The organism is Paenibacillus sp. NPDC058174 (assembly GCF_042883865.1).
Classification (GTDB): domain Bacteria; phylum Bacillota; class Bacilli; order Paenibacillales; family Paenibacillaceae; genus Pristimantibacillus.
The window spans coordinates 774,184-786,633 of record NZ_JBHVUY010000001.1 but is presented as its reverse complement, the minus strand read 5'-3'; the positions used below and the strand labels follow the sequence as shown (position 1 = coordinate 786,633).

Sequence of the window (12,450 nt, the reverse complement as noted above, 5' to 3'; positions counted from 1 at the left end):
AAGTCGAGTCCAAGAAGATACCAAACAATTTGAAGAGTGATGAACTAACAATTTCAGTGTGGGCATATCTTTTTCCTAATAACATTTTCACAAAACTCGTATTTTATACAAATGTCAGTAAATCGATATCTAGCCTTTACAATGCATAAAGTCGTATTTTTTGATTTACGAATTTCAGGTCATCTCTGTAGCCCTCATCATGTCTAAATATGCTTTCAATATCTCTTGGATCCAAAAATGTCTGTATATAAACGCTTTAACGAATTGTATTGAGAATGGTACCTTTGTTTTTCACTTCTTGAATACAACGATGAAACGACTAAGAAAAGAAAAGAAATCACTAGTATGCCATATGAAATAGCTTCAATCTCTTTAGTAAAAATAACCTTCCCTTTACTGCTTAAAACATTAAAAATAACTATGGTGATAAAATAAGTTAGAAACAACATATTATTATTTTTTATAGCACCAGCAAATGATGCGACAATTCAGGCTCTAAACATGTCGTTTTCTGAATTTCTTAGGTTTGGAGAAATCGAAACATCGGATAAACTTTCGAAGGAAGATTTGATTGAGGTATTTAGTGCGGAGTTACTAACTAGGAACATTTCAGACGTAAGAAAAATTATTGAAATTTATAATATAGTAAAAAGAGGTAAGTAATCACTAACCATGTGAGTTACTTACCTCTTTCTCTAGCTATCTAACTTCAGTGCCGGCGGCTGATTCTACAATTTCTTTCACCTTTACAACTTTCCATCCATTACCTATTGCAGCATTAACATTCTCCTCAGTAATATGCTTCGTTTATCGCTATTCCTGCAAAATGAGTAGATCTGCTTAATGCAAAGTAGGTCTAATTCAGTTTTTTGTCTTCACAGCAACTTTCAGATAGAATCAGCAAACTATATTAATTGAGTTTACAGTCCGTTGTGTTCCCACTGCATTTTACTGTTTTCATATTCTATTTCTGCTTGTAGCTCATTTTGATGGGACATCATTAAAACAACACCGAACAAAAAATTGGCTAATTCACCAAAAAATTCGGATACAGTTATAAAATCAAGTTTCATTGGTTTTCTGAAGTGAGCTGATAGATTTTTATCAGTAGGATACCGAAATTTATCTGCCTCTGTATCAAAATTATGTAGTTGTGAAACGTAGTCCCTTACATAATCTATCGTATTATTATTCTCAGAAGGTTTTGCATGGTTAATAATATCATTCTCAATTAAATTCCAAATTCCAAGAAGTTTATGTTTCTTTCGATTTACCTTCCTAGCTGCTTCCTGAAAATCAAATGAGCATTCCTCAAACAAAATCTCCTTCATTGCTAATTCAATACCGTTTCTGAATAAATAACCCATTGGCATAAATAGAGATTTCATGTAGTTTGGATTTGTTTTAGAATATTTCACTAAAAATTCAGCTGATCCCGTGTAACCTTTGACATATGGACCGAATTTTTTTCTGTTATAGGAATATCCTAAGACACTTTGTCCATAGTAACTGCCCCCAACCTCAAGAAAAATTGGTTTGTATTTTTTATATTTCACGCTATTTATATGTGTGCTCTTATAATAAGCATTAAGAATATTGAAAGCTATTTCCATTTTAGATGCCAGAGCAACTAAATTTATATGTGTCTGTTCTTCAAAAAGTAGACGAATTGCAAATACTTTTGTCCCCTCATTAAAAGGATCCTCATCCCGTATAAGACTTAGACTGAATGGATACCTAAATGAATCAGAATCCCGATCGATGTTACTCATATCTTCAAATAGATTCTGTAGCCATACATATTCCCCCTTATCTTTGCCGAAATTTCCTCTTATAAAGGGCTCAATCTTTGTTAAGATTTCTGATAAATTATGAAAAGTTTCCTTTAAAAATAAACGTCCCTCTGCTAAATCTGTAATGTTTTTTAAAGCAATAGCCTTAAGGATTAGCTCAAGGCTATGTCTATATAGAAAAGCAATTGGAAAGAAATATGTATCAAGATTCTCTATCCGTGGATGCTCTAAAACATGTGAGGTTAGAATATTTGCTGCTTTTCTAAAGTCCAATGCATACCCAAAAAATTCTTCATCTTTATTCGGATTACTCTTTAATATAATTGTATTTTCATTAATGCCTAGTTTAAACAAATCAGCATTAGGTCTAGGCCATTTATTCTCTGTTTCGAATAAATTAGTTTCTTCCACTTAGTTATTACTCCCTACGTTTAATTTATGAAATTGTTGAGACTTGTTTATGCTAAACATAATTAAATTAATAAATATTTAAGCCCAATTCTCTGCTAATGTCGCGAGCTAATTTGGCGAGCACACGCTTATCCAGGTGATCTAACGACACATAGTTGGATAAAATCGTTTGAATTACGTCTTCTCGGCTAGAGAACAAAAGTCCTTCGTAGCGATTAAATAAATCATTTATGTGCGAATCAGGGTACATTACCCTTTTCTTAATTAACTCAACAACGTAATCCTTATGCATATTATAGAATTCATTAATTTTAAAGACATCTCTGTTATGCTTAGCTTTGGATTTGAGGCTATCATCCAGGCAAAGTTCGTCTCTGATAACAATGTCGAACTCATCTCCTGACCCGGTAAGAAAGTTAATTTGGTACTCTTCTCCCACCTTAAGCGGATTTCCATTCTTTAACTCTACTCCAAAGCGAATCGTATCTCCAAACTCCTCAAAATATGGATGTAGATAGTCCTTCTCCATAAAGTCTTTCGTGTTCTTTAGATCAGAATTACAAGTCTTACAGGATGGAATTAGGTTATACATGGATAAACCTAGAAAAGGATAACGTGTCTTATCAAAAAAATGATCCAGAGACCCTCTTGTTCTTCCTGAGTCAGAACATACTGTGTATATATATTGTCGATTGCAATATGGGCAAATCTTTACATCAAGTTCTTTCACAAATTGATACGCTCCCCAATTAGGGGGGAGCGCTCGTCTAAATGAAGAGTAATCAAATATTCTCTTCAGATCATCCTTTAGCATTTTTTCGTTAGTTGCTGGTGGAAGATCGCGAATCAATTGGGCCAGAACATCTGGTTTACCAAGGACAACATCCTTAATTCGCTGTCTCAGGAAGCGGTATGTTCTCCGATTATACGTCCTAGATCTCGCTAGAACGTCTTCCAGTTTGGGTAAATGGTTATCCTTAAAATAACTCCAGTGTTTTAGTTCTATAGTATAAAGGTCTGCTCTTCCGTCTACATTGATCCTGATCATTTGTTGCGCTCATCCTTGAGTTGCTTAAGTTCACGCTGCAGTTCCTTGACCATATCCAACAACTGCTCATTGATAGAATCCTTTTCGAAATACAGGCTGGTTTTCTCCCGGTACATGCTATAAAGCTTACTTCTCAACACTGGTTCACCGATCTGGGAAATAAGAGCTTCAATCGACTCTCGTTTGGAAACGAGAATGTCCGCACCATTATTTTTAATCTGTCCTATGAGTTTGTTCACCTTATGGGCAGCGAAATCCCCGATTAGTCCTTTTTTCATAAAGAATGCATCTGAAAGAAGTGTATGAATATTCGCTGCAAAAGTCTGTTTGTCCTCAGATAACCCATCGATCACCTCGCAGCCTTCGGCTGTTTTGTCGATAAATATAAGATTTGAATTCGGCAGATCGGATGCAATGAAGGGCGAATTGGATGTCAGTACGACTTGAATATTTCGCTCCTTATAAATCTTTGGCAAAAATGACAGCAATCCAGCTAGAAACCCTTTCTGCCATTCTGGATGAAGGAACAGCTCTCCTTCGTCGATTAAAATCAGTACATTCTTTTTGAGACGGGTGTTTTCAATTCTTTCCACCTCATCTGAGATGGAGTAAAAGCGTGCATATGTGCTGAGTAGCGCTTTTTGGCCAGAACTTAGATCTTGCCATTCGAATTCTAAAAATGACAAGAAGCCCACTGTGTCGGCATACGTATCTACAAAGGAAAGAATGTCTCTTCCGTTCCCTTGATGAGACGTCGGAAGACTGAACCGATTCCCCTCGGCTATATTGTCCTCTGTGATGCTCTCATCCAGTACCTGAAGAAAATTAAGAAATTTTCTAACTCGTTCGATTGCGAATTCGGGCTCCTTCTCCTCTATAAAAATATCTAGTATTTTATGGACGAATTCGCTCAGTTGATTATATGTGCTTAATGCCGGATCGATATTCTTTTGATACGTATTCCGTAAGTTTAAAAAAGAATCCGATAGCAAGTAATCATCAAAGTTACTTATCTCATATAAAAATGTGTTAATCGCTGCGATGAAATACGGAGTTTTGATTGAATCGATGTTTTTTGCATTCAGATGCTTTTCAGCTAACCATTGATGTACATTTTGTTGGAGTATATTAGCTTTTTGTTCCCTCATGGACAACTTTTTTTTGTCTCTTTCACTAATCTGTTCAACCTGCATAGCAACAGTGTTCGGAAGGATAAGTACTCTATCTGGCATTAAAATAGGAAGAGAAAAATCATGATTATGGTTTCTGCGAATAAGTCGCAATTGCTTTAATATTTCCTCTCGACGATAATAAGTTGTCTCGCTGAAATTTTCGTGTACTCGTTTTAGTTGGAGAGCCTTCAGTTTAGAATGGACAACTAAGTAATTTGTTGAAATATTGCGCATGCCCATCCACTCTTTCTCGCTCTTAGTATCAAAAATATTAGAGAAGAATACAACGGTGGTATTCTCTAGAGGCGTTATATTTGGCCTCTTTTCTTCATTGCCATAGTTAACGACCTTAAATCCATACTCCTTGTAGTTCCCTTGAAGAGGCAGAGTTTGATGGGCGTAGATCAATCTTGAGGTGCCATTAGCTACCACGATTAAAGCAGGGCTATAGGGCTCTACTGCACCTTCGACTAAATTCTCTTTAATAAAATCTAATACCGTGGTCTTACCAGCACCATTTTTCCCCACGACCCCCGTAACGTTAATTACACGGCCGTTGTCCTTCTCCGCATCTGGTAATTTGAAGAAATCTTCAAGATGAAGTTTATTTTTTTCTACAGATAAAGAACCACTGCTATCGTCATAATTAAAGCGCCACTCACTACTTAGATTAAATTGTTGTTTCTTGAATGTATTCCGAAAATTGCTCATGTAAATGTATAAAAGTTCCATAAGTTCCCTCTCATTAAATACAAATGCCTGTGAGTGCGTAACAATTATCAGACATTTGTAAATTGTTTTTATTATTGTACTCTATACAAGCTGTAATACGATTTTTCACCTGAAATAAAGTGGTACTAGTAATACATTGCTTTTCTCTTTAAATTGAATGAAGGATTTCTCCCCGTCCGTTTTTACTTCATTAGAAAGTGTATACTCCATTAAACTAAATAGCTTGGCAAATAAATTGATATCCATAGCTGCACCATCCTTTTCAGGCTAGAGATATTCATATTAAACTTCCACATATTTCGAGAAAAGCAACTTAAACTATTCTAATAGGAAATTCTACCATAATTTTTAATAGTAAAATAGTTCTAAAACAACAAAAAGGACAGCGTAGCTGCTGACCTCTCTTCAGAGATATTTAATTGTGTCACAATCCATAGATCAATGGGTACAAAAAACGTGTGTGGGTTAATAGATAACGAATGGTTGTGCCAGCTATCACGTCATCGTCGAGATCGTTTAAATAGTCAGAAATAGAGCAGTTAGCTTAACGAGGCTGCCGATCATCTGCGACAGCCTCGTGTATTTTATTGAGCTATCGTTGCCGGTTAGCTTAACGAAAGGTAACCCTTATTATAGTCGTATTTTAGCTAATCTATTCTAATGAGTGGATTACTATATGTAGAATTACGCTTTGGTTGCAAATTAATCGGCTGAAACCAATGGCATGCACCTTCCTTCGTTTGACAAGAACTTGATATTATAAATGTAAAAGCCGAATAATTAGCGACATCCGATGTTACTATGTTTTTGTCACCGGGCACTTCTTCTTGCCTTTGTCCCACTTCCTATTACGGTTCTCATAGGACCTCTATATTGTGTCCTACTCTGCATTGACAGACAAAAAAGAATGCACTTTATCTGTCCCTAGCTTTGCTTCAGATATTTTGTGTCACAATCCATAAGAATTAGTACCATATCTAGAACTTTGAGTCTTTTTAGTAAATGTAGATTACATATTATTTTGTACATATGTCTATAAATCGATTTAATACCTTATGTACCAAGTCTTCTCCTTTATTGTTATCGATATTAAAGGATTTGCCTTGAACATCGTTTCCTCTCTACAATGTTGGTTGATTTGTGTCTTGCAACGACTATGTAGGTACTTTTATGCTTTTTTAAAAGACACAACAGTACCTACATAAAAAAATAAAAGCCTGATATTTCAAGGCTTTTTATTTACTCTTTATGTTGGCACTTTTGTGTCGCTGGACATAAATCGGACATAATCGAATCCAAACCCGTTTATGCGCCGTTACTGTCTTCGAAGCATCACCTAAAAACCTTTGATCAAGATTCCAACTCTATCTTTTACTTTGGTATAAAAACTCAACTTCACCATCTAGCAAATATCGATATTCAAATAATTGCATTGTTCTTTCCCTAATTCTCTCCCGTATAACAGTGCCTAGGCTTACCGATCCTTGTGATCCGAGGTAACCATTATAAATAAATGTCTTCTCTACAAATTTTGTTTCCCTTAAGTGATACTGTAACCATTCTTTCTGCGATTCAATTAGTGCTTCTCTTGGTTCTCTATCCAACTTAGAAAGAAGCTTTTTATATATTTGATTCAACTCTTTATCCCAAATCTCTGTATATTTGCTTTCCAAAGCCCCCCATCCCAATGTAGTAATCTCTTTCGAATTTTGAAATTCATTAAATTCCACTTCATAATCATGATCTATAGGATTTCGAAGCATTTCATCATAAAATTCTCCAGTCAAATCATAGTTCCCAATGTTCATGGATAACATTTCATTGTTAGAAGGAGCTGATCGACCTTCAGTTATTTCTTTCGATTCTTTTCCATTACCTGTACTCACTACATCAGGAGGCATTTCAGAATTCATTATTGATTTAGTTTCGCTGTTCAAAGTAGTCGATTGACTAATATATTGACAAGATGAAAACATTATCGTAATAAGAAATAATAAGAGTATCTTACCTTTCATAAATTATCTCCTTAAATATTTATCTTTAATATTTACCGGTAAAAATGGTTCACGACGTTATTTCCTTTCTCAGTAATAGTTAGAGATACTCAAGCACAATATTAGACGAACACGAGGGAGAATTGTTGCGTTAATCTGCCCGTTACTTCAATGAGAAACGGCAGCTGAGCATTAAGCCAGCTGCCGTCGTGTTGTATTGAACAATTGTTCAAGCCGCTATTTAAGCGACTTTCATTGTATAGCTGTTCTTGTCATCCGACAGGAATTTTAGTTATTGTCGGACGACAACAAAAACGACAAGAATTTCTATACATACATGAATGAATGCTTTGCTTTCTCCTCGCTCATGTAGCTCGATTGAAAATATAAACAAAAATCAGCGTTATCGCTATCCGAGTTCAGCAGCTACGCCATCCCAAAAATGAGCATCCGCCCAGGAGCCATGCACAAGTACGAAAGTAAGCTTCTGAGATGGCAGTAATCGGTAACTCCCCCTCCATTCTATTGGATGATGGCCCCAGAACCATCCCATGTGAGCATAAGGGTTGAAATACGGCGCTTGGGGTATATATCGGTAGTATGGATTTGATAATGGAAAATCCACTGGTTGGTAAGAATACAAACTCCCCTTGCAGCAGACAGGCGAATGCAATACCTGTCGCTGCAAGGGGAGCATTTTTAAACGAATTAATATACCGAATATTTTCCTTTGTACAGATTGGATGATCCGTCGGTGCGCGTATTTCCATTTACAATTGCCGAACCGTTAACGGCATTAACGATATAACCTACGCCGTCGAGATGGACGGTGTTGCCCTTGAAGTCATTGTTCGTGCCGGTCGGAAAACCCGTTCCATGCGTACGGTTCTGGAAAGCGTCGACGACAAAGCTATTGCCGTTACGGCTGCCGCTGTTGTAATAAATTTTGGAATTGACGCCCTTCACATCGATAAAGCTGTCTGCCGAGTTGGCACCGCTGATGCCAGTGCCATTAAATGTGCAGTATTCCACGATTGTGCCGTCAGCGCCTTCTTTGATATCAATGTGTTCGGCTGTGATTCCTGGTCCAAAGTCGGTGCTGCGAATAATGTTGCCAATAACCGTATGCTCATAAGCTGCACTCGCATCCGAGCCGACATAAGCTCCTTCGCCATAGCCAGCCTGATAGTTGCCGGTATCATGAATTTTGGACAGCTCCAGCGTATTGTACGAACTGCCGTCGCGGAAATGCACGCCTTCGTCACCGACATTGTGCACTTCTACTCCGCTGATCCGATTGTAGTTGCCGTTATCGATCATAATCCCCTTCTGTGCTCTCGTAACGACCAGATCGCGAATCTCCCAATAATCGCCTGTCAGATGAATCCCATAAGAACCGTCGTTCACCGCTGGCCCTTGCAGCACTGGCGGATTATTCGCATCACAGCCGCGCAGCACAATAGGATTAGCTGCTGTGCCGCTATTGCCAGAATAGAACACTCCGGTCGGCACGCCGTTTGCGTCCAGCCGCGGATCGCCGCCCGTTGCGCGAACGCCGTTATAAGTGCCCGGCGCAATGAGAATGACTGTTCCCGGCGTTGCATTCAGCATCGCCGTTTGGATCGATGCCGCTGTGTTCAATGCGGTGGAACAGTTAGCTGCGCCGCTGCCAGCCAACGTGGTGACTGTTACCGTATTTCCTGCCGCCGACTGATTCCCCGCAGCATCCTTTGCTTTCACATAATAGCTATAAGAGGAGAGCGCCGCCAGCCCCGTATCGCTGGCCGAATTCGTTGTCACTGATTTCAAATAGAAGCCGCCGCGGTAAATATCATAACCGGTTACGCCAACATTATCGGTGGATGCCGACCAGCTCAAATTAATCTGGCTCGATGAGGCAGCAGTTCCCGTCAGTCCCGCAGGTGCTGACGGCGGAGTCGTGTCGCTGCCCGTACCCACGCCAGAGGCGTCGATCACCAGCTGCGGTTTGTTGCTTGCGTTCTCATTACTCGCAATTTCTGTATATTTGCCCGCTGTCTCAGCCAGTACGAAAGAAGCGATGCCGTCTCCCGCAGCTTGCGCCTGAATATATGCGGTCACATCCAGCTCGATGTACTGGAATGTGTTGGTCAGCGGTTTAGAATCGATCAGGCTGCCCGTTGACGGCTTGTTGTTCCAAGTAAGCGCAGCTTGATTCCAGCCATCCGTTGTTTCGGAAGCTGTTATGGTCGATATGGCGGAAGCTTTGGCATAGACGCGCAGCTTAGCGCTGGCAATGCCAGAGTAGCCGGTTACATTAAACTTCAGGAAAGCAAGCCGCTGCGCGCTGCTGTCTGACTTCACGAACATCGAGGTTGCCGATCCGTAGTTGGTTGAAGCGCTGCTCTGATAAACGTAGGTGTCATCTGCTGGATTAATCGTTGTTACGGCTCCAAACACAGCCACAAGCGGCACGCTCATCAACACTAAACTCATACACAACATTGCAGCAATTGTTCTGATCGATCTCATCAACATGGCTAGTTCCTTCCCTTCTTCATCTCTTAATACGTAATGACTAACTGCGGTTGATTTGTATTACTCTCACTTGTATTCAGCGTAGTGTATTTGCCCGACGATTCTCCGAGAATAAACGATACAACGCCATCTCCCGTTGCCTGCGCCGCCACATAAGCCGTAACATCGATCTCGTAATAGGCTGCCGTAGCACTCATTGTCGTTGAGCCTGCCGAAGCTCCGGTAACCGGCTTGTTGTTCCAGGTTACGGCTGCTTCTGTCCATGTATCCGCTGCGGCATATGCCGTTAATGTGGTGGCAGCCGAAGCATTGCCGTACACGCGCAGCTTCGCACTGGCAACTGCACCTTGAAGCACGCTGACATCAAACTTCAACAGCGAGAGCCGCGACTGTGAAGTATCCGTCTTCACATACATCGATGTGGCGCTGCCGTAGTTCTTGGTTACATTGCTCTCATGTACATAAGAATCGTCGGTTGGAGCTAGCGTAACCGTACCGCCACCCCCGCCGGTGCCTGCCGGCGTTGTTGCCGCCGCAGCAGGGCTAGCAGATGAGCGATTGCCTGCCGCATCGACGGCTTTGACCGTATAGGAATAAGCGGTGCTCGGCGTTAGTCCCGTATCGCTGTAAGTCGTCGTTGTTGGTGTACTGATCAGTTGCGCTCCGCGATATACCTCATACCCGGTCACGCCTATATTATCCGTTGCCGCTGGCCAGTTTAGATTGATTTGCGTACTCGATACTGCCGTTGCAGTTATGGTTGCCGGTGCCGAAGGCGGGACGGTATCCCCGCCGCTTGTGCAGCTTTGCACTGCGGTTCCTGACTCAAGCAGCGAATTGCCTGTGTACGTTAGACATGCATACACGCCCTTATTCGGAGCAGAGGTGAAATTCGTCTTCTCGTTACTGCCCCAAGTGCTGATAAACGTGCCGTCCGGCTTCTGCAGATGCGTCCATACCAAGCCGTCCCAGCCGAACTGATAGATACGGTGTGTGTCATTATATGGAGCGTAAGTAACATAAGGGCCGTTCTTAGTCTCTTGCTTCGACATCGTATTGTTGAAGAACACGTTCTGCTCGCCTGTCGCACCCGACCACTTGGTTGCATGCGGGCCAGCGCCGTACCAGATCGGATACCAGGTGCCCTCAAGTATATCCTGACCGCCTTCACCTTCCCCCCATGAGCTGTGCTCAAACGGAATTGTGATCGTATTCTTCTCAATGAGATTACGACGCTCCCAACCGCCATGCAGGTTCATATCGGCTGTTAGTATATTGTTCTGGACTACATTGCCTGTTGCCGACCATTGCAGTGTCAGATGGCGTACCCGATCAATGGTGTTGCCGATAATTTTACTGTCATACAGCTTGGAGCCCCGCACATAACCATGTCCGCCTTTCCCTTTATTCCACGAGCCAAAAATGATATTGTCGCGAATCTCCATGTTTTTGGCGAATTCCGTTACGATTGGATGAGAGCCCGTCATGTATGTACGAATACCCTTCACCCAGCCGTCTTGGGACCATTTGAATAAGATGCCGTGAACCGCATATTCCAGCGCCTCGTTCTTATATTTAAGCCCGACGCCGCCTGGATTCGTAACCGGATCATAATCATTGGCATTCACAGTTGAAGCGTAAGGAGTGTAGGAAATATCCTGCGTGAAGTAAAAATCCTCGAAGCCAACCCCTTTAACGGCCGTCACCTTCATGACTTTGCTGTAATAGGTCGAGTTCGATCCGCCAGGATCAGCCGGAAGCAATCCCCCGTTGCTAAACGGTACATCAAACTCCAGCGGTTTATCGATCGTTAGCGTATCACCGCTGACGCTGACAACTTTGAACATCTGCGTCCGCATGTGGCCGTTATAGCGGTATTCCTGAGGGCCTTGCATTTCGTTGTAAAATTCTACTGTATTCGCAGCGCCTACATAGATCGTGTCGCCAACGGCAAAAGTACTGCCCTTGCCGGATGCCACTTTCACCTGCGTGCTGCCCTTCGTACCGCCTCCGCTTGAAGCGACTCGCTGTCCGCTTAGCCAATGGAAATTAATGCTGCCCTCATATGTCGTATCGCTAGTATGCTTTGTCCGATCCTCCACCCTGAACGCCGCATAGCCTGGCCAGAGCTTGCCATCAATCAGCGGCGCACCCGGATTGGCTGGATCTTCGCTGTAGGTTGCCGTAGGCTTGAATACGATTTTTGTGCCAGTCGTTGGACTATTGCCTGCACCCCGAATCGTCACATAGCTGGCATCAACGCGGATCTGCTTATCTAGATCTATTTGGCCAACGGGCAGCTTCAGAATCGCCCGATTTGTATCACTTACGTTTTGTCCGTTCACTTTAAGCGTTCCGCTGCGAATATCATCAATCACCTGCTGCAGCGCATTAGAGTCGTCAATGCCGTCATTCGCTTGAATTCCTTTTGTCGTCAAATCAATGATTGTGCCGCCGGTCGGCAGCGCCTGCCCGCCCTTATATCCAGCTGTCGACCAATTCGGCAGCGACGCGTGGACGGCGGCAACCGCTGGAACTGGCGATAAACTCGCCGAAGCAAGCACAATAAGTGCGGCAGTACCGGCGGCGGTCCATTTTTTCAACCTGTCTGTTACAGAGAAAACCTCTAACATTTCAACTCCTCCTTTGTTTGTGGGTCTTGACCAACGGAACCGACTTACCTCATCAATGACTCAGCAGCACCTCAATATTTCAGAAATATTTTCCAAGCACACCGAGCATAGCATAATATAAGCGCTTTAATTTTCACGTAATTGCTTGAA

The 12,450-nt window shown here is 41.8% G+C and carries 6 protein-coding genes; all 6 read right to left on the bottom strand.

Annotated elements, in window-relative coordinates; translation table 11 throughout:
• Positions 1–920: 920 nt before the first annotated feature.
• The 6 genes from ACFVVF_RS03505 to ACFVVF_RS03480 all read right to left on the bottom strand — a co-directional run bounded on the left by ACFVVF_RS03505 (position 921) and on the right by ACFVVF_RS03480 (position 12,300).
• Positions 921–2,204 carry a hypothetical protein gene (locus tag ACFVVF_RS03505; protein WP_387805422.1) on the bottom strand — a complete coding sequence of 428 codons (1,284 nt, stop codon included), beginning with the start codon at positions 2,202–2,204 and terminating at the stop codon, positions 921–923.
• A gap of 67 nt (positions 2,205–2,271) precedes the next feature.
• On the bottom strand, positions 2,272–3,252 hold the full coding sequence (locus tag ACFVVF_RS03500; protein ID WP_387805420.1) for a hypothetical protein: 981 nt from the start codon (positions 3,250–3,252) through the stop codon (positions 2,272–2,274).
• Entirely contained in the window at positions 3,249–5,135 is a 1,887-nt protein-coding gene (locus ACFVVF_RS03495; RefSeq protein ID WP_387805418.1) for an AAA family ATPase, read from the bottom strand. The genes ACFVVF_RS03500 and ACFVVF_RS03495 overlap by 4 nt, the downstream gene beginning before the upstream one ends.
• 1,385 nt (positions 5,136–6,520) lie before the next feature.
• Positions 6,521–7,171, bottom strand: coding sequence for a lysozyme inhibitor LprI family protein (locus ACFVVF_RS03490; protein WP_387805416.1), 651 nt, complete (start codon positions 7,169–7,171; stop codon positions 6,521–6,523).
• A 687-nt stretch (positions 7,172–7,858) separates the two neighbouring features.
• Complete coding sequence (locus tag ACFVVF_RS03485; protein ID WP_387805414.1) at positions 7,859–9,625, bottom strand: CBM96 family carbohydrate-binding protein; 1,767 nt, start codon at positions 9,623–9,625, stop codon at positions 7,859–7,861.
• A 68-nt stretch (positions 9,626–9,693) separates the two neighbouring features.
• Positions 9,694–12,300: a CBM96 family carbohydrate-binding protein gene (locus ACFVVF_RS03480; protein ID WP_387805412.1), complete on the bottom strand. Its 2,607-nt coding sequence runs from the start codon at positions 12,298–12,300 to the stop codon at positions 9,694–9,696.
• Positions 12,301–12,450 lie beyond the last annotated feature (150 nt).